Annotated in this window: 25 protein-coding genes and 1 other RNA gene; 8 read left to right on the forward strand and 18 right to left on the reverse strand. The window is 39.1% G+C overall.

The genetic code is table 11. The features are described from left to right. Positions 1-117 precede the first annotated feature (117 nt). Positions 118-918: a TIGR00266 family protein gene (locus tag F0342_RS11305; protein ID WP_149156021.1), complete on the reverse strand. Its 801-nt coding sequence runs from the start codon at positions 916-918 to the stop codon at positions 118-120. A 152-nt stretch (positions 919-1,070) separates the two neighbouring features. Continuing rightward, entirely contained in the window at positions 1,071-1,883 is an 813-nt protein-coding gene (gene speD / locus F0342_RS11310) for an adenosylmethionine decarboxylase (protein ID WP_149156022.1), read from the reverse strand. Positions 1,884-2,076: 193 nt separating this feature from the next. Between speD and F0342_RS11315 the strand changes: the two genes are divergently transcribed. Beyond that, positions 2,077-3,207 (forward strand): CAP domain-containing protein, encoded by a 1,131-nt coding sequence (locus tag F0342_RS11315; RefSeq protein ID WP_262481704.1) that lies wholly within the window; start codon positions 2,077-2,079, stop codon positions 3,205-3,207. A 74-nt stretch (positions 3,208-3,281) separates the two neighbouring features. Here F0342_RS11315 and F0342_RS11320 read toward each other — a convergent pair whose 3' ends face one another. From F0342_RS11320 to F0342_RS11335, 4 genes are all read right to left on the reverse strand, one after another. Then, a complete protein-coding gene (locus tag F0342_RS11320; RefSeq protein WP_149156024.1) occupies positions 3,282-4,001 on the reverse strand; it encodes a DsbA family oxidoreductase in 720 nt (239 codons plus the stop codon). A gap of 82 nt (positions 4,002-4,083) precedes the next feature. Further along, entirely contained in the window at positions 4,084-6,666 is a 2,583-nt protein-coding gene (locus F0342_RS11325) for a DEAD/DEAH box helicase (RefSeq protein ID WP_149156025.1), read from the reverse strand. Between the two features lie 178 nt (positions 6,667-6,844). After that, positions 6,845-7,291 carry an SRPBCC family protein gene (locus F0342_RS11330; RefSeq protein WP_149156026.1) on the reverse strand — a complete coding sequence of 149 codons (447 nt, stop codon included), beginning with the start codon at positions 7,289-7,291 and terminating at the stop codon, positions 6,845-6,847. Between the two features lie 112 nt (positions 7,292-7,403). Beyond that, positions 7,404-8,192, reverse strand: a complete 789-nt coding sequence (locus tag F0342_RS11335) for an HAD family hydrolase (RefSeq protein WP_149156027.1) — start codon at positions 8,190-8,192, stop codon at positions 7,404-7,406. A 158-nt stretch (positions 8,193-8,350) separates the two neighbouring features. Here F0342_RS11335 and F0342_RS11340 point away from each other — a divergent pair, with 158 nt between their 5' ends. Both F0342_RS11340 and F0342_RS11345 read left to right on the forward strand, forming a co-directional pair. Next, the gene (locus tag F0342_RS11340; protein ID WP_149156028.1) at positions 8,351-8,647 is read left to right on the forward strand and encodes a DUF948 domain-containing protein; all 297 of its coding nucleotides are present in this window, start codon (positions 8,351-8,353) and stop codon (positions 8,645-8,647) included. Positions 8,648-8,790: 143 nt separating this feature from the next. After that, positions 8,791-9,441, forward strand: a complete 651-nt coding sequence (locus tag F0342_RS11345) for an MtnX-like HAD-IB family phosphatase (protein ID WP_149156029.1) — start codon at positions 8,791-8,793, stop codon at positions 9,439-9,441. 220 nt (positions 9,442-9,661) lie between these two features. On the opposite strand, the gene ssrS is transcribed toward F0342_RS11345, so the two are convergent. Together ssrS and F0342_RS11355 are read right to left on the reverse strand one after the other, a co-directional pair. Then, positions 9,662-9,850, reverse strand: a non-coding RNA gene (ssrS, locus tag F0342_RS11350) — 6S RNA. A gap of 105 nt (positions 9,851-9,955) precedes the next feature. Continuing rightward, the gene (locus F0342_RS11355; protein ID WP_044336908.1) at positions 9,956-10,393 is read right to left on the reverse strand and encodes a peptidylprolyl isomerase; all 438 of its coding nucleotides are present in this window, start codon (positions 10,391-10,393) and stop codon (positions 9,956-9,958) included. 244 nt (positions 10,394-10,637) lie between these two features. Between F0342_RS11355 and F0342_RS11360 the strand changes: the two genes are divergently transcribed. Beyond that, on the forward strand, positions 10,638-10,931 hold the full coding sequence (locus F0342_RS11360) for a phage holin family protein (protein WP_149156030.1): 294 nt from the start codon (positions 10,638-10,640) through the stop codon (positions 10,929-10,931). A 72-nt stretch (positions 10,932-11,003) separates the two neighbouring features. Here the strand turns inward: F0342_RS11360 and F0342_RS11365 are convergent, their stop codons facing one another. Beyond that, the gene (locus F0342_RS11365; protein WP_149156031.1) at positions 11,004-11,525 is read right to left on the reverse strand and encodes a type 1 glutamine amidotransferase domain-containing protein; all 522 of its coding nucleotides are present in this window, start codon (positions 11,523-11,525) and stop codon (positions 11,004-11,006) included. Positions 11,526-11,594: 69 nt separating this feature from the next. Continuing rightward, positions 11,595-11,735, reverse strand: a complete 141-nt coding sequence (locus F0342_RS24855; protein ID WP_188048501.1) for a hypothetical protein — start codon at positions 11,733-11,735, stop codon at positions 11,595-11,597. Between the two features lie 182 nt (positions 11,736-11,917). Here F0342_RS24855 and F0342_RS11375 point away from each other — a divergent pair, with 182 nt between their 5' ends. Further along, a complete protein-coding gene (locus F0342_RS11375; RefSeq protein WP_262481710.1) occupies positions 11,918-12,514 on the forward strand; it encodes a peroxiredoxin in 597 nt (198 codons plus the stop codon). Positions 12,515-12,554: 40 nt separating this feature from the next. Here the strand turns inward: F0342_RS11375 and F0342_RS11380 are convergent, their stop codons facing one another. Further along, positions 12,555-13,436, reverse strand: coding sequence for an NAD(P)-dependent oxidoreductase (locus tag F0342_RS11380; RefSeq protein WP_149156033.1), 882 nt, complete (start codon positions 13,434-13,436; stop codon positions 12,555-12,557). 169 nt (positions 13,437-13,605) lie between these two features. On the opposite strand from F0342_RS11380, the gene F0342_RS11385 reads away from it, so the two are divergent. Beyond that, positions 13,606-13,866, forward strand: a complete 261-nt coding sequence (locus F0342_RS11385) for a DUF92 domain-containing protein (RefSeq protein ID WP_149156034.1) — start codon at positions 13,606-13,608, stop codon at positions 13,864-13,866. Between the two features lie 238 nt (positions 13,867-14,104). Here F0342_RS11385 and F0342_RS11390 read toward each other — a convergent pair whose 3' ends face one another. Beyond that, positions 14,105-14,470 carry a hypothetical protein gene (locus F0342_RS11390; RefSeq protein WP_188048502.1) on the reverse strand — a complete coding sequence of 122 codons (366 nt, stop codon included), beginning with the start codon at positions 14,468-14,470 and terminating at the stop codon, positions 14,105-14,107. A 275-nt stretch (positions 14,471-14,745) separates the two neighbouring features. On the opposite strand from F0342_RS11390, the gene F0342_RS11395 reads away from it, so the two are divergent. Then, positions 14,746-15,432 (forward strand): response regulator transcription factor, encoded by a 687-nt coding sequence (locus F0342_RS11395; protein WP_188048503.1) that lies wholly within the window; start codon positions 14,746-14,748, stop codon positions 15,430-15,432. Beyond that, positions 15,429-16,838 (forward strand): sensor histidine kinase, encoded by a 1,410-nt coding sequence (locus F0342_RS11400; RefSeq protein ID WP_149156036.1) that lies wholly within the window; start codon positions 15,429-15,431, stop codon positions 16,836-16,838. The genes F0342_RS11395 and F0342_RS11400 overlap by 4 nt, the downstream gene beginning before the upstream one ends. A 49-nt stretch (positions 16,839-16,887) precedes the next feature. On the opposite strand, the gene F0342_RS11405 is transcribed toward F0342_RS11400, so the two are convergent. The 6 genes from F0342_RS11405 to F0342_RS11430 all read right to left on the reverse strand — a co-directional run bounded on the left by F0342_RS11405 (position 16,888) and on the right by F0342_RS11430 (position 21,474). Beyond that, positions 16,888-17,808 carry a DUF1002 domain-containing protein gene (locus tag F0342_RS11405; RefSeq protein WP_149156037.1) on the reverse strand — a complete coding sequence of 307 codons (921 nt, stop codon included), beginning with the start codon at positions 17,806-17,808 and terminating at the stop codon, positions 16,888-16,890. Between the two features lie 219 nt (positions 17,809-18,027). Further along, positions 18,028-18,852 carry a sulfite exporter TauE/SafE family protein gene (locus F0342_RS11410; RefSeq protein ID WP_149156038.1) on the reverse strand — a complete coding sequence of 275 codons (825 nt, stop codon included), beginning with the start codon at positions 18,850-18,852 and terminating at the stop codon, positions 18,028-18,030. Between the two features lie 84 nt (positions 18,853-18,936). After that, positions 18,937-20,064 (reverse strand): MBL fold metallo-hydrolase, encoded by a 1,128-nt coding sequence (locus F0342_RS11415; RefSeq protein WP_149156039.1) that lies wholly within the window; start codon positions 20,062-20,064, stop codon positions 18,937-18,939. A 31-nt stretch (positions 20,065-20,095) separates the two neighbouring features. Continuing rightward, positions 20,096-20,668, reverse strand: coding sequence for a sulfurtransferase TusA family protein (locus F0342_RS11420; protein WP_149156040.1), 573 nt, complete (start codon positions 20,666-20,668; stop codon positions 20,096-20,098). Between the two features lie 49 nt (positions 20,669-20,717). Further along, positions 20,718-21,197, reverse strand: a complete 480-nt coding sequence (locus F0342_RS11425; RefSeq protein ID WP_149156041.1) for a DsrE/DsrF/DrsH-like family protein — start codon at positions 21,195-21,197, stop codon at positions 20,718-20,720. A 49-nt stretch (positions 21,198-21,246) separates the two neighbouring features. Then, complete coding sequence (locus F0342_RS11430; protein WP_149156042.1) at positions 21,247-21,474, reverse strand: sulfurtransferase TusA family protein; 228 nt, start codon at positions 21,472-21,474, stop codon at positions 21,247-21,249. Between the last annotated feature and the right edge of the window lie 276 nt (positions 21,475-21,750).

Genomic DNA, 21,750 nt, shown 5'->3' on the forward strand with positions numbered 1-21,750 from the left:
TACTTAAACATATGATGCAGGATCTAAATAGGTGAATACCCAACTAAAGAGGAGACGGCTTGAACACAATAAAAGCACTTCCACCAATGGAAATGCTTTTTAATGTATAGCCGTGATTCAATCGTCTCCGTTTAGAAAATCACCGATTCCACCAAGTAAACTTCCCTCACCAGTCGAACGACCTCCACCCTGAGGAGCACTTGCATAAATTCTTTCAGCTAAACGACTGAATGGAAGGGACTGAATCCAGACGGTTCCAGGTCCACGGACCGTGGCAAAAAACAATCCTTCTCCACCAAGGAAGGCAGATTTGATTTTCCCTACATACTCGATATTGTAGTCCACATCTTTCGTCATGGCCACTAAGCAACCCGTATCTACCCGTAACATTTCGCCAGGTTGAAGTTCTTTTCTATAAATCGTCCCTCCTGCATGAAGAAAGGCTAACCCGTCGCCCTCAAGCTTCTGCATAATTAATCCCTCACCTCCGAAGAAGCCTGTTCCTAATTTCTTTTGAAAATCGATTCCAACCGAAACTCCCTTTGCTGCACATAAAAAGGCATCTTTTTGACAAACAACTTTCCCGCCTAATTCACTTAGATCAACCGGGATGATTTTTCCTGGATAAGGAGCAGCAAATGATACATGCTTTTTACCCATCCCCTCATTGGTGAATACAGTCATGAACAAGCTTTCACCCGTTAATACACGCTTTCCTGCACCAACAAGCTTTCCTAAAAACCCCCCGGTTCCACTACCCTTGGAACCATCTCCAAAGATCGTTTCCATCTCTATACCGTCTTCCATCATCATCATTCCACCAGCTTCGGCTACGGCACTTTCTCCTGGATCCAATTCTATTTCAACAAACTGCATATCATCCCCATGCAATTTATACTCAATTTCATGTGAATTCATTCATTATTCCTCCTTTTAAATTCAAGCATAATTACCTATTCTCCAAGACAGGTACATTTCCCTTCTCTCGTTGATTTTTCACAATAATGAGATTTCAAGCAAAAAAACACCACGTTACGAATCAATTCGTACATGGTGTCTTTCCCTCATGATTACGGTTTAGATATGTTCTTACCGTAGAAGATTTCATCCATTTCCATTTTCACTTTATCTGTAATTTCATCCATTTCACTTTCATCCAGTTTCTCTTTTGTATAGCCGAATAAATAGTTATTTAAATCAAATTCTTTCAACTTACATTTTGTATGAAAGATATTTTGAGGATATACATTTACATCAATCATGTCATATTCATCTTTGATTTCCTCTGGTATGTAATTCTGAATCGAATTAATATCATGATCGATAAATAATTTTCGTCCGTTGATATCACGTGTAAATCCTCTCACCCGATAATCCATCGTCATGATGTCTGTGTCAAATGAGTGAATAAGATAATTCAACGCTTTAAGTGGAGAAATCTCTCCGCAAGTAGAGACATCAATATCTGCCCGGAAAGTAGAAATCCCTTCGTGAGGATGATACTCAGGATACGTATGAACCGTAATATGGCTCTTATCAAGGTGCATCGTAACTGTGGATGGTAACGGTCCGGGTGATTCATCAAAATGTTCCGTAGGTACTTCAACTATAGGTCCTTCAGAAACCAGGATTGTCACACTCGCACCCTGTGGGACATAATCCTGCTTAGAAACGTTCAAGACGTGTGCGCCAATAATATCCGATACATGTGTCAGTATCTTTGTTAACCGATCAGCGTTGTATTGTTCATCGATATATTCAATATACGCTTCACGCTCTTCACGGGTCTTGGTATAGCAAATATCGTACATATTAAAACTTAATGACTTCGTTAAGTTATTAAATTCATGTAGTTGAATTCGTTCTTCATGAGATAGTTTCATTGTGAATTTCCCCTTATATGTAAGTTTGTCGTGTCTGCCTATGCTTTTATCTTACCCAGAGCCCACCATACTAAAACAGGTTCTTTTGATTGAAGATGGTTGAGAATGGGTACTAAACATAGTGAATAAGCATTTCCCTTTTTACTTATTTATAAATTTGGATACAATGGAAGAAAGAATGGAGTGTTAGCAATTGAGACGATTGTTTTTTCTTATTATGATAGTTGCTTTTGCCTATATATCAAAACCTGCATGGGAAGACAAAGTGGAAGCAACAGAATTCGATACTGTGCTCACAAAAATTGAAGAAATAAAGAACAGTCCTAAAGTGAAAGACACCTTCGATCAACTATACACCGAAGTAAATCTTCTGCTCATAAAATTGGACGAGTCATTTAGAGATCTCGAAAATCCCTCTGATACAAAGGAAGAGAACCCTGTAGAAAAACCTGCTTTAACAGTACCAAGTGATCAAACGTTCTCTATCTATAATATAGAAATGGGAGATTCAAAAGAGAACCTTGAACAGGAGCTAGGAGAAGCAAAAAGGCAATCCACTAATGAATACGGAGTTTCCTGGTATGCATATCACGAAAACTACCGTAATTTCTTAATGGTTTCTTATGATGAAAATAAACAGGTTAATGGTCTTTACACCAATCAAGACCTCCTTTCCTCCTCATCGGATATTGAAATGGGGGTATCCAAAGAGGTGGTTCAGAATGAACTCGGTGAACCACTCTCAAATATCCGAAAAGGATTGACTCTATATCAGCTCCAAAATAATGGAGAACAGGAAGTCTATCAAGTGGATGGAAACTACGTAACTGTGTTCTATGACAAGCATGAAAATGACACCGTTACGGCCATACAAATAATCGATGAAAGCCTGGAAGCAAATAAGAAGAATTTCTATTCAGAAGCGAGTTCCGAGTTGAAAGAAGGATTTGAATTCCAGCTTTTTGACCTCACAAATGCTACACGTGTGGAAAAAGGATTAAACGCTCTCTCCTGGGACGATCAAGTCAGGGACACTGCAAGAAAACATAGTCTGGACATGGCGGAACAGAACTATTTCAGTCATACCAATCTAGAAGGCGAATCCCCATTCGACCGCATGGAAGAAGATCAGGTAGCCTTTCGTACCGCAGGAGAAAACTTAGCCTATGGACAATTAAGTTCCATCTTCGCCCATGAGGGACTGATGAACTCGAAAGGACACAGGGAAAACATCCTTCAACCTCATTATGAACATTTAGGTGTCGGAGTCGCATTCAACGAAAAAGCACAGCCTTATTTCACAGAGAACTTCTTCAGTAATTAACACAAAAATTTATAGCCACTAAAAAAGGCAAGTGAGGATCTCTCACTTGCTTTCTTGCTGTGCTTTTATAGTGGTTATGATTTAGATGGAGGAACATCGCATCCATTTTCGTCACAACTCTTTCCATCGGTTCCCAGTGGCTGAAGCAAAGCCGGTTGATTCTCCTCTTCCCATACTTTCTGGATGGAGCTTAAAACCACGTCACTTGGCTGTGCACCTGAAATAGCGTATTTACGGTTGATCACAAAGAATGGGACGCCTTGTACACCAATTTGTCTTGCTTCTTCCTCATCGGCACGGACTTCCCGAGTAAATTCTTGACCTTCCAATACAGCTTGGGATTCTTCTGCATCCAATCCGGCTTGTTCCGCTAATCCTACCAGCGTTTCCTTGTCACCGATATGCTTTGAAAGAGTAAAGTGAGCTTGTAACAGTAATTCAGTAAGCTCTGTTTCCTTTCCTTTCGTTTTCGCATATTTTGTCAGGCGGTGTGCATCGAAGGTATTCGTCGGAATACTTGAATCAAAGCGGAAGTCCAGACCAACCGTTGCAGCTTGTTTCGTCATGCTGTCTGTCATGTTTTTTGCTTGTTCAAGAGAAGTTCCATACTTTTTCGAAAGAATTTCCTGAATGCTCATGTCTGTATCCACAGGTGCATCGGGATCTAACTCAAAGCTCTTGAAAGCAACCTCAACCTGATCTCTTTCAGGGAATTGTTGGAGAGCTTCCTCTAAATGACGTTTCCCTATATAACAAAATGGACATACATAATCTGACCAAATTTCAATTTTCATACTTAACACCTCTATTTACATTTTCAATTCGTATCTGATCGTACCATAAATCGCATGTTTCCTCTTTTAAATTGCTCACGGCTTACGAATATGGAGGCTTTCTTCTCGTTTTTCTTTTCACTCTGGCTGAATGACATCTATCACAAATTGGAAACCCGAAGTTTGGAGGCAATTTCTTTCCGCATTGCTTACACGACTGACTCATACTGGGGACCTCTGTCCTAAGACTTTCGTGTACTCCATCGGCGATTTCACTTCTAACCCGCTCCCAGTAATACGCCTCTGTTTGTCTTCCCAATCGATATAAGAATAAGAGATGCAGGCCGACAGCCTTGTAGGATACCTCTTTTTGTTCCAAGTTTTTGTTATTTATAGGTGGTTCGGGTAACTCTTCTCCGTGTACAATGGCGTACATGCACTCTAGCCATTGCTCGGTTAACTGAGCTTCTTTTTTCGAAAAAGGAAGATGTAAAAATCCGTACAGGTCATTTAACGTAAGCTTCGCCTCTATATCGGTTCCACGAATTAGTTCATATAACTCCCTTTCTTCAAAAAGGGTTGCTTTTTCAGTACCATAAGGACTTTTGAATTTCTCCCAAAAGTAGAAAAATGTATCAAGGTCATGGTAATAGCGTTGAAAACGTTCAAACACACCGCTTGTCGGTGCGATGGCAAAGGTTTCGAGAGATCGATCGGGCTGATCTAACAGAAGTTTCATTACTTTAATATCCTTTGTAAAAGCTACTTTCCCTTCATTGTACAGTCCTTTTCTGCCAGCACGACCGGCAATCTGCTTTACTTCCTGTGATGTCAGCCTTCTCCTTCTCGTTCCGTCAAATTTATCGGTTTCCAGGAATACGATCCTTCGTATCGGTAAATTCAAGCCCATTCCGATTGCATCGGTTGCCACAATCATATTTGACTTTCCTTTAATGAATTGCATCATTTGTTTCTTTCTTGTTTCAGGAGGCATACTGCCGTAAATCATGCTGACCTTATGTCCATTATTTTGCAACCTTGATGCTGTATCCAATACTTTTTTACGGGAAAAGCAAACGAGTGCATCTCCTTTTTTTGCATGCCGCAATTGGAATTCTTTCGATTCGACTTGCAAAGGAATTTCTCTTTTGTAATCATGGACTTCAATGTTTCCTTCACCCACTAATTCCATTAGCAGGTCCCGGACATTTTCACTTCCGATGATATGTACCTCATTTGCCCTTGCTTTTGTAATCGCACGGTACCAGGAAAAACCTCTATCTTGATCGGCCAGCATCTGAGCCTCATCAATTACAATCACTTCATATTCGTCCTTTTCACGGAACATCTCTACCGTAGATGACACGTGCTTTGCTAAAGGGATTTCTTTTTCCTCTTCTCCTGTTTTCAGATTACAAGGTACTCCATCTCCGTTTAATGTATCAAATACCTCCAGGGCGAGGAGGCGGAGTGGAGCTAAATACATACCGCTTTTCGCTTCTTTCATCCGGCTTATGGCATGATGGGTTTTCCCGGTATTCGTTTCACCGATATGGAGGATATACTTGATATCCCCCCGGAATGAAGGACTATACTCCCTTCCAAAAATATCTTCCATCATTCGTTGTTCTTCTTCCTGCTTCCTTTTCACCTCTGCTAACTCAGCAGCCTTTCTCTTCTCCCGCTTATGTTTATCACTTTCATAAATGAAAAGGTGAATATTCTCATCAAAAGGAACTTCTACAAGCTGATATAAGTCCTCAACATACTCCTCTTGAATCAAAGTGAAAAAGGTCGACTTCAAAGTAAGGAGAAAATGGTGACTAAGCCTGCTCAAACGTTCTTCTGATAAAGGCTGACTGAATACATCATTGTAATCCGACAATAATTCTTCAGGCATATGACTCATGAGTGAGCGGTATACAATTTGCTCTGAATAATAAAAGACGAATCGCTCATACGGATAGAAATAGGTTTCGTATTCCCATACGTGTCCATCCCAGTTTTCACTCTTCTTGTGAATGGAGCCTGTAAATTCCTTAAGGAAATCAGATACCGTTGTAAAAGAATCACTAGTGAAGTTTCCTTCCTCTTCCAGTCTCTCTTCCAGCATATATGGTTCAGTATGGCGATATTTTGTTTTTAATTCCAGATCTTGTACAAATTTTTTAGCAAATAAATAGCGTAACTCCACATACCAATACAGTTCAAACTCATCCATTTGCTTGTTTATGAAAGAGAGGATATCTTTTTGAATATCCTTTTGAAGGGCTGCTTGCTTTTTTTCTTCGTGTTTTTTTATATAGTTTTCTCTAACCTGTTGATGGCGCTCCTTCCAATCGTTTGCTGAAGGTGGATGTTCCATTAACCAGTTTAGAATATGAAATGGCTGAAAATCTCTTATCTCATTGCGAAATAACTTGTTAATCAGTTTCTTATCTGTCCCTCCGATATCATAACCTTTTTTCCTTAAGAAGGCTTTTTTATGGCTTCGAAGAACATCATTGGTTACCTTGTTAAGCCAGATATTCGTCCAGATATTGTGAAAGAAAGCACTTCTTTCTGTAACATAATCCTGAAATGAAGGACAATTTTCATGTTTCTCTAAGTAAAGTGTGATATCATCTTCTATTTTTCGTTTTGTTTCCTCTATGGCTTCTTCACGAAGTATTTGAAGGTTTTGCATGGTAAGACCCCTTTATATGTTTTACGCGTTATCCCTATATGTACTTTATAGTGTATGTATTTCTTCTTTATCTAACAAATCTCTTGCTTACAAATAGTTCATTATAGCATACAAGCTGCACCTAAATGATGATAAATTAAACCAAACCACGCAAGCCCCATAGTTCAGGGCATGCATGTCATTGTTTGCCTGTCTCAACCGCTTGCCCAACCGCTTCAGTTAGTTCCTTGGTGAGCTCGTGCACCATTTTATCAAATGTAGATTCAAGGATTTTAGCCAGTGAACTTGTGGATTCAATCGCTAGACACCCGGTCATAGCTGTGATGGAAGAGTTTACTTCATCAGCCTTAAAAAAACCTTCACCTGTAAACTTTTGATTGATCCCCCTTAATATGAACTTAACTTCGGATGGTTCCTTCCATTCTATAACCAGTACCTTCACATGCACCTTTTTGCTCATCACTCCAAAATGCAGGGTGAATTTCCAAGTCGATTGAACGTCAGAAATAATAGTATGCTCTTTGTATCCAGGTACAAGAGGAGCCCAGGCATTCATATCACGAATGAATTCCCATACACGTGAGCGTGATGCATGAACGTTAACATGATGAATTCCTATTCCCATGAAAGTACCCCTTTCCTTATTAAATGAGAGGTCCGTGAATAGTATGTAGGGTAAGAGGCTATTATGACTGGTGGGAGTGATCAAAAAAAAAGAAGCTTCACAAGGAAGCCTCCTATTTCATGTTATTTACAATCTCGAGAACTTCATGGAGCACTTTGATTTCATAATCAGGGATAATATCTTGAGGTTTTTGCTGACGGCGATTAATCCAAACCGTTGTGATACCGAGATTTGAAGCCCCGAGAATGTCTGTATTTAAATTATCTCCCACCATGATCACTTCGTCCTTTTGAAGCCTCAGCCTATCTAATGCATGAAGGAACATCGCTGAATCTGGTTTCCCTTTACCGATATCTCCTGAAATGATAATTTCTTCAAAATATGGTACGAGTTCAGGAGTCCTTTCCAGTTTTGTATTCTGTAAATGGGGAGACCCATTCGTTAATAACAACAGTTGAAATTTATCCTTCACTTCATTTAGTACATGAAAAGTATCTTCATACACAAAAGGTCTCTCTTTTCTCTCTATGCGAAATCTTTCTGATAATTCCTCCCCAAGGTTTTCGTCATAAATGCCTAAAGACTGTAATCCTGTCTTCCAGGCCATTTTGCGGTAAGCTGGGACGATTTCTTTCATCTTATGGAAACCTTCATCATGTTCATCCAGGAAGTCTCCCCAAAGTCCTTCAAAGGGGTTAATGCCAATATTTTGTGTAAATTCATATGTATCATAGGTTGAATACAACTTTGTCGCAGCTTCTCTGACACTAAGCTCTAAATCTTTGGGATCCACCCCCACTCTTGTCTGTGCATATCGGCAAGTTGCTTTAAACGCTTCTTCAATACTTTTGGAGTCCCATAATAATGTGTCATCCAAATCAAACATGATGGCTTTAATCATTTTCTTCTCTCCCTTTTTCGTTTACGTTGAACTTATATTTTAGATTACTAGCTATACGGGAATTAGTAAACCAGGAAGAGAAATAAATTTTCTTCACGTTATTTTCAACGTTTTTAGGGAATATAACTAAAAACAGCGTATATTGAGGTGATTTTTACATGTGGATTGTATATGCAAGTATTGCGTTAATTGTGGTTGCTATAGTCATGTTGGGAGCTGCGCTAATGAAAACAGTGAAGACGACTAGACCCATTATTACTGAAATGAATCAAACGGTGGCAAACATTCAAACCAGAATGGACAAAATTTCTTCTGAAGCGAACCAGCTACAAGAAACACAAGGAGAGATTCAGGGAGATATCGAATATAAAAAGACGACCATTACCAACACCGTTCAAGAAGTCAAACGTACACCAGAAGTATTGAAAGGATTTTTAACCAGCTTGAAGAAATAAAACAAGATCACCTTACTCTTTAGTGAGGTGACTTATTTATACGCAATAGAAGTTTACATAATATAATTAAAGTTTACCTCCACTTCCCACCCCGCGTTTAAACATGATACAATCGATTAAACTAGTAAAGAGGAGGAGATGGCATGAAAAAATGGGCATTTGTCTCTGACTTTGATGGTACGATCTCTAAAAAGGATTTTTATCATCTTGTACTGGAGAAATACTTTGCAGAGGGACAAGCATTATACAAACAATGGAAATCTGGAGAAATAAAAGACATCGAATTTTTACGTCAGGTTTTCACGTCCATACATCAAGAAGAAAGTCAGATCATTGAAGATATACAATCTCTGGAGATTGATGACCACGTTCCTTCCTTCATCCATAAAGTGCAGGCACAAGGAGGGGACTTCTATATATTAAGCGCAGGTACAGATTACTATATTCATCATATTCTTGGGCAGTACGGAATTAAAGGCGTTGAGGTATACTCAAATGAAGGATACTATAAAGAGAAGAATGTACATATGAATATTGATCCTGAACATCCACATCACTCCGAAAGATATGGAATCGACAAAACAAAAGTTCTTACTGATCTCAAAAAAGAATATGAAACCATTTATTTTGCAGGTGATAGTGAACCAGATAGTCACCCTGCCAAAGTGGCAGACGTTACTTTTGCCATGAAAGCTTTACAGGATATCTTGAAAGAAAATAATACTCCTCATATTAAAGTGAATGATTTCATTGACATTGAGCAACATCTAAGACGTATTGGAGTGCTGCACTAAATCTTTTTGCTTATCTTGCCTGTGCGTGATACAATAATCTTGCCTCTCCCGAACATTCGCTTGTTGCGGGACACTTAACCATGTACGGACGGGAGGGGCCTCGATATTAAAATTTTCAGACCGAATTCCTTTTGGAATTCGGTCTTTTTTATTCGCTGTTCATTTTTATAGATATGAAAAAAGCCAGCCCCCGATTGGGAACTGGCTTGAGAAACTAATGTAAGGAGCCACATTTGCCGTAATTTGATATAAGAAAGTTTTAAACCACCACTCCTCAAAGTGGGTGTTTGCAGAAGGTTTCCTGTCGTCCTCAGATCGTGGAGGCTTGACATTCCAACTTCGATGTAAAACTCCCTATTACAGTTTAAAGGTTAAAACTTCGTTATGATTACGTACAACGCAGCCTGTATTAGTATAATACATCAACATGAATAGCATTTCAACTATTGTTTTTCTTTACCATTAATAGATATTCGTTAACAAAAGAATCGGACCAAGGTCCGTCCCTCTTTTATTACGCGTCGTATACTTCCATTTTCTCCATAACGTCGCCGTTTCTCATTGATTTAGCGATGTCGATTCCTGAAGTCACTTTTCCGAATACGGTATGAACGCCGTTTAGGTGAGGCTGTGGCTCGTGAACGATGAAGAACTGACTCCCTCCTGTATCTTTACCCGCATGGGCCATGGATAATGATCCTTCTTCATGCTTATGTGGATTTCCTTCTGTTTCACATTTGATTGTGTAACCAGGGCCACCCATACCATTACCATTAGGGCATCCGCCTTGGCTTACGAAACCAGGGATGACACGGTGGAAGCTTAAACCGTTGTAGAAACCTTCGTTTGCTAATTTTTCGAAATTTGCCACTGTTCCAGGTGCTTCATTTGGAAATAGATCAAATTCGATTTTTTCACCTGTCTGAAATTGTATGTATCCTTTTTTCGCCATTATTAACAGCTCCTTTTTTATAATAGGTCAATCAATATAATATCATTGAACAATTCTAATGTCACTTTAAAGGTCCGTTTTCAATAGGAAAACAATTCATTGAACGTACCACTTCAATTATCTTTACTGTTTATGCCTGCTGTTTTCACTTTCACCTAAATATTCGGGTACAGGTTGTCATGAAACACCATCCAGTTTGAATAAGCTTTTATAGAAGTCATATTTCTTTTAGGGAGTGAAACATATGATCGAAAATTTATTGAATGGTGTTTCAATCGATCCCCAAGTCACTGTACTCGTTCCAGTGCTATGGGTTTTAGGGTATGCATTGAAGCGGACTCCCCACATTCCGGATTGGTTGATTATCTGGATCTTGCTACTGGCAGGTGTAGCTGCCAGTGGCTGGACTTTGGGACTTGATTTCAATGGAATTGCCAATGGATTCATCGCAACGGGTGCAGCCATTACCACCCATCAATCTGTTAAACAGACTTTTTTCGCACGGGTGAATGATCGAAATAAAAGAGAAAAAAAATAGAGTCGAAAAAGGACTGGTACACGTGAAACTAAAATCACAGTTTCTCTTGGGCCAGTCCTTTTAATTGTCCATTTATTTTGCTAACACTTGAATGAATTCTCTCATATAGTCTGGTAAATCAGGTGGTCTGCGGCTTGAAACAATATGACCATCTGTGACGACAGATTCATTTACCCAGGTTGCACCTGCATTTTCCATGTCATCTTTTATTCCTGGTGTGCTGGTGACTTTTACACCTTGAAGAATTTTGGCAGAAATCAAAACCCAACCCGCATGACAGATTTGACCAATCGGTTTCTTACTCTTGTCCATGTTTTGAACCATTGAAATCACATCTACATAGCGACGCAACTTATCAGGTGACCATCCACCCGGTACGAGGATTGCATCATAGTCATCCGGATTGATATCTTTAAACGCGTATTCTGAAACAATCGGAACCCCGTATTTCCCGATGTATTCTTGATTTGCATTTTCGCCGACAATATGTACAATTGCTCCTTCTTCACGCAAACGTAATACAGGATACCATAGTTCAAGATCTTCAAAATCTGCACTTACTAATTGAATGACTTTTTTACCCGTTAGCTTCAACAGGACCCCTCCTCACTTATCTTCACTATCATTGTCTAAGTTATGTTTAGATATTGCAAACAATAAATCTTAATTATACGGACTATACTTCTTAACTGCTTTAATGATGGTCTTCGTTTGGAAATATGAAACGAGAAAGGCCGATACAGCCATGATTGTACCAAACGTATAAATAAGGGTCGAAAATTGCTTAAATGTATTTTTCCTCAAGAGAATCACCTTACCTTCAATAATGTACCACACCTTGCTATTATTCCCATGTTGAAATGAAATATAAGGAGGTAAGGAACCGCCATCCAATCATATATTTTGATGAACCGACATATGTTGATAGTACTTTTTCTGAAAGGGGTGAGCCGATGAATAACCGCCACTATTCATTTAATCCTGAAATGAGAAGTGAAGATTGTTCCTTACCGTTTTGTGCCCAAACCAATGATCCAGCACCCCTCTTTGTTGCTGAGGCATATGATAACGTGCAAAAGAAAATAAGCACCGTTAACTTAGAATCGTACAGGGGTAAATGGGTTATTTTGTTTTTTTATTCCAGTGATTTCACCTTTGTTTGACCAACTGAACTGGCAGCGGTCGCTGCTATTTATCCTAAATTTCAAGCATTACAAACTGAAGTTTTTGCAATAAGTACTGACAGTGTTTACTCTCACAAAGTATTCACTGAAGTATCCCCATCTGCTTCTAAAGTGCAATTTCCTTTAGTGAGTGATCGAAACCATCTAATAAGTAAATCTTATCGGGTATTAAATGAACGTGCAGGAGCTACGTTCAGAGCTACGATTATCATCGACCCTGAAGGAATGATAACGTCAAAAGTGGTTTACCCGCCTGAAGTTGGTCGGAATACCTATGAAATATTGAGAATGCTGGAAGGTATTCAATATGGAAGAAAAACGGGCGCAGGCGTTCCTGCAAATTGGCTGCCGAACCAATCAGGCATTCAGATACATCCTGACCTCATTGGAAAAATATAAAAAACGGCTCCATTGATTCTTCAATGGGCCGTTTTATATTTTAATTCTCCAACAGTTTTATAAGAGCTTGTGTGCCGCTGTTTTCTTCACCATTATGAGCCAATTCTTCATATAATGAGAGGGCTAACTCTAACCCAGGTGTTTTGATTTCCATCTCCCTGGATGATTCCAGGGCAATCTTAAGATCTTTGATAAAGTGCTTTACATAAAAGCCGGGAGCATAGTCCTCTTCAATCATTCGTGGAACCAAATTATTAAGTGACCAGCTGCCTGCCGCTCCCGAAGTGATACTCTTAAGCACATTATCTGGATTCAAGCCTGATTTCTTCGCATAAAGAAGGGCTTCACTTACTCCCACCATGTTAGAAGCAATCGTGATTTGGTTACACATCTTCGTATGCTGACCCGCTCCTGACTTTCCTTGATACACGACATTTGAACCTAGAAGGTCTAAAAGGGGCTTTGCCGTTTCGAATGATTCCTCGTCTCCTCCTACCATGATTGAAAGCCTTGCTTCTTTGGCTCCGATATCTCCACCTGAAACGGGGGCATCCAAGGTGGAGATTCCTTTATCCTTGCCTACTTCAAAGATTCTCTCTGCTAATTTCGGGGATGAAGTGGTCATATCAATGGCAAGTGAATCACTTTTTAGATGATGAAGAATTCCATTTTCACCGAGGTAAATTGCTTCTACGTCTTTAGGATATCCTACGATCGTAATGACTGCATCCGAAATTTCAGCCAGTTGCCTTGGTGTGTCTGCCCATTTTGCACCTCTATTTATAAGCTTCAATGCTTTCTCTTTCGTACGGTTGTATATGACCACCTGGTAACCTGCCTCGAGCAGATGACCAGCCATGCTTTGCCCCATTACACCTGTTCCAATAAATCCAATGACACTTTGCTTGGTAATATCCTTCATTGACTACTTCCTCCCTTGCTTTACATCTATGTATATTTTCAACTAGAACTCTATAATTGTCCACTCCTGTATTTATTTGAATCTATCTCTAATGTTTAAATTCATGTATGCCGGGAAAATAAAGAACATACTACACAAACTATATTATCCCAGAAGGAGGAAGAATAAAATGAAAGTAAAAAAAACCTTACTTGTTGGTGCGACTGTTACTGCTGGTTCATTAGGATGGTTCCTATCATCAAAAGAGAAGCGTAATCAGCTGCACAATGTTAAAGAAGGATTGGTAACGAAATTCAAAAAGAGAAGAAAAGAAGATCTACCTGTTGAAAAAGGCGGAAATCCAGACCCTGAAAATATTGAAGACAATTCCATGGTTAGTGAAGGAGCCATGACATCGGTTCAATATTACAATGAAAAAAAACAAGATTAATAAAGCTGAACGAGTGGGTTTAACCCCTCGTTCAGCTTTTTCAATTTAGCATTTATTTAACCGAACCGCACACTGGTTTGCACCTTTTTCCATTTCCCCATTGTTCATCTTCTTCCGGATGCATTTTGCCCATGATTGTTTCACGAATTTATTCATAACACACCCCATTAGTTATTAAGTCAAGAACGATGTATCTCCATAGAATAACCGACCCTGCCCTTAGAGTCGGTTTGGTATATTATAGATAATAATAGTATCGTTTATGTGGACCCTTAAATGGGCTATTTACAATCTGTCCTCCAAGGAAGCCTAATCCAAGACCAATCAAACCTGCACCGATTGGATTAATACCATACCCGTAGCCTCCTGCCGGCCCATATGGCGGCGGACCGTAACCGGACTGTGGAAATCCTTGTGGCGGAAATCCCTGTGGTCCCGCTGTACCATAAGGTCCTTGATTATAATAACCTGGTCCTCCACCGAATCCCCCTCCTTGAAACTGTTTACTTTCCCATGGTACATAGCCTTGATACCCGCCTGGAGGATTGCCGTCATATCCAGTCCCAAGGTTTGGAAATCCGGATCCTGAATTAAATAGGTTCATCAAATTCTTTCTGTATATGGTTCTCCTCTCATACATCTTCGTCACTCCTCTTTATTAGCCTATTATGAAATGGGAAAAAGGGAAGGGCAAATGTCCATGGTCCGGGAAAAGTAGTTAGCCATGAACGGATTTCCACTCCCGAACCCTGCTGTAATCATGCTAAGATGGGGAAAACTAATACGGTAAATGTTTCTTTCATCATAAAAATTTCACTAATTTCGTCTATAATAAAACTTATGCCATTGCATGTGTAGAATGGATAGGAGTGGTTTACGTTGAAAAAATGGAATGTCCTGATTGTGGATGATGAGCCGGAAATGAGGCAGCTGATCAAACTGTATTTAAACAGGGATCAGTATTTCTGCTTAGATGCAGAGAACGGACTCGCTGCCCTTGATCAATTGAAGAAAACGCATGTGGATATCATGGTTGTGGATATCATGATGCCGTTCATGGATGGTTATCAATTACTAAAAGAGGTTCGAGAAAATAACCAGGTGCCCTTTATCTTCCTTTCGGCAAAGGGCGATGATTTAGACAAGGTGAAAGGACTTAAGCTTGGAAGTGACGACTATATGGTTAAACCTTTTAATGCAGAAGAACTTGTTGCACGAATCGAAACGATCCTGAGAAGATCCTATGGAACTCACTCGTCCCAACATTCGATGATTGAACGATATGGACCAGTGTCATTTAATTTGGCATCAAGAACCATTTCAGTTGCTGAACTTTCACCTCGCTTAACCTTAAAAGAATATGAACTTTTCTTATTCCTTGCCCGTAATCGAGGAAGAGTGTATAAGCGAGATCAGCTTCTCGATCAAGTATGGGGAAGTGATTATGAAGGAAGCGACCGAACAGTGGATACCCATATTAAAACACTGCGGCTGAAATTGAAAAGCTATGGACATTTGATTGAAACCGTGTGGGGCCTTGGCTATAAGTTCGAGGGATCCGTTTGAAAAATACAAACCTGACTCTCAATAAAAAAGTCTCTCTTCTATTATTAAGCAGCTTATTTTTAACCATTGTCTTTTCATTTCTTTTTATTCATTTTCTCTATAAGGATTTATATATTGGGACCGTTAAGGAGTCACTGCTTTATCAAGGACAGAGGACAGCCGATCACTATCACTATGGTGACGTAAGCGGGAGTGTAAGGGATAAAATCCTTTGGTATAATGTGATCTCCCCTTACGAAGTGTCTGTTGTGGAGAAACTTGAAGACTTAACCAAAAGCTTCCCATATCGTATTGACCAAAATCCTCTCATCAGTATCGAAGACAAAAGAGAATTGGCTAAAGGAAACCCGGTAATGAAAGAAGGATATGTAGCAGAATTTAATCGGAATGTGATTGGAGCTATCTTTCCTCTTATGAACGAAGAAAGATTAATGGGGTATTTACTCATTTATATCCCCTTGGCTGAAATGACGGAAGTCTTTAGTAAAGGGATCCCTATATTGGTACTCACAGGTGTCATGTTTTATTTCGTATTGTTCTTGATCATTCAATCTTCTTTAGGAACATTATTTAAACCTGTAAGGGAAATGCAACTATTCTCAAATAAAGTGGCTAAAGGTGATTTTTCAAGCAGGCTGAATGTCACCTCGAAAGATGAAATGGCAGAGCTTGCATTGACCTTTAATAGTATGGTGGATTCTCTTCAACATCAAGAGGAACGGAAGCGTCAGTTTCTTTCGAATGTTGCCCATGAATTAAGGACTCCCCTAACCTATATTGGGGGATATGCAAAGGCATTGACTGACAAGGTACAAACGAATCCTGAAGAAATGGAAGAAAGCCTGCATCTTATTCAAAAGGAATCGATACGAATGCAAAAATTAATTACTGAGCTACTTGAATTGAACAAATTGGAGGATACTTCTTTTTCTTTGGATATTGAGCCGATTGTACTCTCACAGTTAATAATGGATTCATTAACTCTTATACGCCCCCATGCAGAAAACAAGAAAATGGATGTCCAACATGATTTAAATGAAGAATCCATTATTAATGGGGATCCCAACCGGGTTATGCAAGTATTTTATAATATTTTTGATAATGCATTGAAATATTCTCCTGAAGAGAGTTTCATTTTCATTCAATCATACGAAGAAGATGGAATGGCTGTTGTGAAAGTTGGGGATAATGGTATTGGCATTCCTGCAGGTTCCTTATCCCATATCGGAGAAAGGTTTTACCGCTCGGATTTGTCTAGAACAAGAAATACTGGAGGATACGGTCTCGGTTTATCAATCGCGAAAGAAATCATGTATAAACACGATGGTTCTTTATCTGTAGATAGTGAAGAAGGCAAGGGAACAACTGTCTATCTAAGGTTTCCTTTACTTGAAATAAAAGACTGAGTCACTTGCAGACTCAGTCTTTTTGTTATTTTAGATACAAAATAGTACATTACCCAAATAGATTTTTAATCGATTTAAAGAAATCAGCGATGGCATTTAACAAGCCAGTAAAGAAGTCGGACACTTTTTGCCCAAACCCTTCATCTTTGACAATTTCCTTAATCGTGGTTTGGATGTCATTCGTTAAATCATCTAATTGTTGTTGAACATTATCAAAGTTAATATCCAGTGACCTCATTTTTTCAAATAAATCGATTAATAACTGGCGATCCTCCGGGCTTAGCTCGATGTTCAGAGTTTGGAGCTTCTCTTCAACGATTTGTTCAACTTCTTCTTTCGTAGCTGGGTCTTGTTCGGCTATTTCCTTCTTTATTTCGGTTAACAGCTTGCTGACCTCTTCCTTATCAATCCCAGCTTCTTTGGCAAGTTCTGTTGCCACGGTTAATTCCTCGTTGGCAACCTCCATACGAACCGTATCAAGTTTCTCTCCACTAACATCATACGCTTTATAAATACCGACTAATGCAGAATGACCACTTACCTTTACAGGGGAGGCCACGTCTACTACTGCGTTCTCTACCCCCGCAGTTAATAGAGCATTGGAATACATTGAATTTGTCACTTCCGTAATATTTTCCGGTGTCACAATATTTACCTTTAGACCTTCGCCTTTCTCTTTGCGAGTAATCATGGCAGAAGAAAACATGCGTGCATTCCGATTTTCACCTTCAATATACTTTACAAGGTCTTCACCTGTTGCGGTAAACTCTTCTACTTGTGTTCCCTCATCAATTCCTAGTTGCTCTTGAACTTCTTTTTTCTGTTTGCTTGAAAGTGTTTCTCCATATACGGCGATAGGCAGTCCGAATTTTTCATTGATGCTTTCTTTATCATTATCTGCAGCTGATGCTGGCTGAATGAGGCCCACCATTAGTGATAATAGTAAGGCAATACTAATCAATTTCTTCATTAATCATTCTCCCTTTTTCATGATGGATAGGTAATAGAGCTATTCCACTCTACCATTGTACTAGTCTCGTTACGTATGTTCATCCATCTAGAGTCTTATTTCTTTCTGTTAGTATGACGAACAATACCAGAGGAAAGTTACAATGACTTTTTTGTCTACTACTATAACAGCCACGAATCTACAACACAAAAAAGCTTAATTCTGTTCAATATAAATCCTCTATAGGGTAGAAGATACTAGGTGAATTTGAACTAAGCTCAAGATGATTAAGAGTATATCAAGCCAGATTTTAATCGCTGTAGCCAGGATTAAAACGGCTAGAATCATTTGAAGAATCTTTGTATTCATTTCCTTTCCTGCCATTGCACCCAGTGGAGATGCAATTAAACTAGCTACAACCATGATCAGTGCTGGTAAATATTCCACTTGACCTGTCGATATCTTTCCGATTGTTGATCCAATTGAAGAAATCAACGTGATGGCAAGGGATGAGGCAATCGTCATTCTTGTCGGAATCTTAAGGACCACCAGCATAATAGGAACTAATAGGAAAGCCCCTGCTGCTCCAACGATACCCGCTCCAAACCCGACGATCAAAGCAAGTATCGCCGCTAACCACTTGTTAAATGTAACGTCCTCGAGTTTTATATCATCAATGCTTTTTTTTGGAATGAACATCATGATAGCTGCAATTAATGCAAGAATTCCATACACAAAATTAATTCCGGCCTCACTCATGAATTTCGATCCATATCTGCCAATGAAGCTACCAATTAAAATACTTACACCCATGTAAGTGATGAGGGTTTTATTTAAATAGCCTCCTTTTCGGTAAGCCCAGACCCCACCTAGTGTGGCAAAGAATACTTGAACTGCGCTAATACCCGAAACTTCGTGAGCAGTGAATGTTGCTACTCCAAGCAATGGCGGAATATAAAGGAGCATGGGGTATTTAATGATACTACCGCCGATCCCTACCATTCCTGATATATACGAGCCGACAAATCCTATTAGAAAGATTGTCATTATAAATGCCAAATCCATCGTGTTGTTCCCCCTCTTCTAATAAAACGGGAACCTCTCTGGCAGGTTCCCATTTTGATTATTTGCTTAGATTAGTACGATTGATTAACGAACTGCACAACGGTTTGGTCCAATTTCCATTTCTCGCTGTTTCTCTTCATCTGGAGTTACTTTACCCATGTTCGTCTCACGAATTTCTTGATACGCGTTTGGCTGAGGGGGAAGGTTTTCAGATACTAGCTTTCTGAATTCTTCTGCACTCTCGATATTTAAACCATGGTTTTTTGCAAATAATGTTCCCAGTTTTTTACCTACAGATCCATCTTCATTTAATTCATCAATAATCATAAAGTGCGCCGGTAAAACGGTAAGCTCCATAGAAAAGTCTTTATACCGCTTGTAAAGACTTTCTCTAAGATCAGCTACCCAATCTTCTGCTTTCCCGGCAAGGTCAGGACGTCCGATACTATCTATAAAAAGAATATCACCTGATAATAAATACTTTTCGTCAATGACAAATGACGTTGACCCGATAGTATGCCCCGGTGAGTACAGAGCTGTAATATCAATGGTTGCATTTCCAATCACGACTCTATTCCCGTCTTCAAGTGCAGCGTATTCAAAGGTAACTTCTTCAGCATCTTTAGGAGGTAACCAATAGGTTGCATTTGTTGCTTCTGCAATGTTACGTCCACCAGAAATATGATCGGCATGCAAGTGAGTATCAAATACATTTGTAATCGTTGCGCCTTTTTCTTTTGCAAAGTCGAAAAAGATCTCAGTCATACGGGTAGCATCGACGATCGCTGCTTCACCATTTGACACGACCATATAAGATAGACAACCTTTACCTAAACGTACAAACTGATAAAGTTCTCCGCCATTTGTTAATTCACCCACTTTAACAGGCTCCAAATGTTCGCTCCAAGCTTTCATTCCGCCTTCAAGGTAGGATACGTCCTTCCCTTCATCTGAAAGCATATCCGCTACCATAATAGAAGAACCTTCTTTCGCACACACGACAAGAATGTCTTTATCCTTTGGAAGTTGCTCCATTATTTCTTCTACACCATCTAAAAGATCGAAGTATGGGATGTTAAGATATTCAAATTTTTCACCTTCAATTTTCCAATCTTCAAAGGCATCTGCATTACGGACATCCAAAATGAATAAATCATCTTTTTTCACTACTTTTTGTGCTACTTGTTTTGAATTCATTGGTTTAACTGCCATTAATTTAACCTCCAGTATTAGTGGTATCATCTTACTTAACGTTCGATTCCACGTCTCCAGTCCAATCGCTCATGCCTGGAACTACATTGATTACATTAGTAAATCCTTTTTCAGCTAATAATTGAGCCGCCATGTCGCTTCTGTTTCCTGTACGGCATACTACATAAATATCCTTGTCTTTATTAAGTTCATCCACTCGGGTTTCCAATTCTCCAAGTGGCATTGAAATCGAGCCTGGAATATGTTTGAATGCATATTCAGCTTTTTCACGGACATCCAGTACGACGATATTTTCATCGCCTAGTTTATCAGACAATGTATCATTATCTGATACTGACTCATGTTTACGCTCTACAGCCTCTTCACCACTAGATTTGCGGACAAAATGCTTCAGAACATCTCCTTCTTCAATGGTTCCGAGATAATCATGCCCGGAACTTTTTGCCCAAGCTTGAAGATCGGCCTTTGATCCTTTGTCTGTTGCTTGAATTTCAATCACTTGGCCCGCTTCCAGGTTATTCATGGACTTTTTTGTTTTTACGATCGGCATTGGACAAGCTAATCCCTTTGCATCCAATACGAAGTTCGATTCAATCGTGTTCATAAATAAAACCTCCAATTACCTTATAGGGTATATTTCATTACAAAAAAAATCAGATAAATAAGTTCACTTTACCATTTTCAGCATCCGCTAAATACGCAGCTACTCCAGCATATTCAATTTCTTCTAATAATTCGTCTTTGTGTAAACCTAATAAATCCATTGTCATGGTACACGCAACCAGTTTGATTTCTTGTTCCCTTGCCATGTCAATTAAATCAGGTAATGGCATAGCATTATGCTTCTTCATAACTCCTTTGATCATTTTAGGACCCATTCCCATGAAATTCATGTTGGATAATCCTAGTTTATCTGCGCCACGAGGCATCATATACCCAAACATTTTCTCCATAAATCCTTTTTTCACTGGTACCATTTCTTCTTTTCTTAAAGCATTCAATCCCCAGAATGTATGGAAAATGGTTACATCATGATCATAAGCTGCAGCACCGTTCGCAATAATATATGCAGCCATCGCTTTATCGTAATCTCCACTAAAGAGAATAATATTGGTTGTTTTTCTTTCTGACATTGTATCTCCTCCTATTTACTATCAGGGGTATTGATCCCCTTAAAAAAATTTATCCTTTTTTGATCCAGAATGTAAATACATCATTTTCTTCATTTGAATCGAGCAATTCATGTCCAGTAGATTTAGCCCATGCTGTTAAGTCACTTTTAGCACCTTTATCCGTTGTTTGAACCTCTAAAATTTGACCAGCCTCAATTTCTTTTATTGCCTTTCGAGTTTTTACAATCGGCATCGGGCAGGCTAATCCTTTTGCATCTAATACTTTATCTGCGTTCATTAAAAATTCCTCCTACGAATGATAGTTTTAAAATACCTATAAGGGTATATTATATGATATAAAAAAAGATGTCAACTCATCTTGTTTCAACAAATGTAAATGATTCTTTTGATTGTGTGATAATGCGAAAATAAGGACCGTTCCTTTCCTCTATATCCCGCAGGAGTTAAGTGCCTTCCGCTACATTCCACTCTTTGCTTCTACATTTTTTCTGCATATAAGTATAGATAGAAAAACACAAAAAAGCTCCTTTTCTAGATATGTTGATTGTTTCTT

This window comes from Bacillus sp. CH30_1T (genome assembly GCF_008364765.1).
Classification (GTDB): domain Bacteria; phylum Bacillota; class Bacilli; order Bacillales; family Bacillaceae_B; genus Rossellomorea.